Source organism: Mycobacterium sp. IDUB_21, from assembly GCF_055419425.1.
This window is the reverse complement of sequence record NZ_JBVAXQ010000036.1, coordinates 1-966: the sequence shown is the minus strand read 5'-3', so window position 1 is coordinate 966 and position 966 is coordinate 1. Positions and strand designations below refer to the sequence as shown.

General features: G+C 65.2%; 1 protein-coding gene. It reads left to right on the top strand.

Features of this window, described 5'->3' with window-relative positions:
- Positions 1-116: 116 nt before the first annotated feature.
- Positions 117-966, top strand: an 850-nt coding sequence (locus ACZYY4_RS23025) for an IS256 family transposase (protein ID WP_463812333.1), incomplete at its 3' end; no start/stop codon positions are given.

Genomic DNA, 966 nt, shown 5'->3' with positions numbered 1-966 from the left:
GGGCGTGTCTCATTGACTGTGTAAGTGGTGTGGCCTGAATGGTGGTGGCAGGCTGCTACCACCGGACAGGAGAGATCATCTTGCCGAAGTCTGATTCCAATGCGGCTGCTGCGAAGCTGGCCGAACTGCTGCCTCCCGCGGCGGTGGATGCGTTGCTGGCCGATGCCGAAGCCGCCGGCACCCCGATTGATGGCCCCGACGGGCTGCTGGCGGCGATCACCAAATCGGTACTGGAGCGGGCCCTGGATGTCGAAATGGCCGATCACCTCGGCTACGAACACGGCGACCCCGCCGGGGCTGGTTCGGGCAATTCCCGTAACGGCCATGGCCATAAAACCGTGCTGACCACCGCCGGCCCCGTCGGGCTGGAAGTGCCGCGGGACCGCAACGGCAGCTTCGAGCCGGTGATCGTGCCCAAACGCAAACGCCGCCTCGGCGGTGTCGAGGACATGATCTTGTCGCTGTACGCCCGGGGCATGTCCACCCGCGATATCACCGAGCACCTGGCCGAGGTCTACAGGGCCAGCGTGTCAGCAGCCACGATCTCGCGGGTCACCGACGTGGTGGTCGATGAGATCGCCGCCTGGCAGGCCCGGCCGGTCGATCCGGTGTATCCGATCCTGTACGTCGATGCGATCCGCATCAAGATTCGCGACGGTGGCGTGGTGGCCAATAAGGCCGCCCACGTGGTGATCGGCGTCGATGTCGACGGGATCAAGCAGGTCCTGGGTATCTGGATCCAGCAAAGCGAGGGCGCGAAGTTCTGGCACGGGGTGCTCACCGAACTGCGTAACCGGGGCTGTCGTGACGTGCTGTTCGTCTGCTGCGACGGTTTGACCGGGTTGCCCGAATCGATCACGGCGGTCTGGCCCCAAGCGATCGTGCAGACCTGCGTGGTGCATCTGCTGCGGGCCTCGATGCGTTATGCCTCCTACGCTGATCGCCGCGCGATGGCTGCGGCGATGC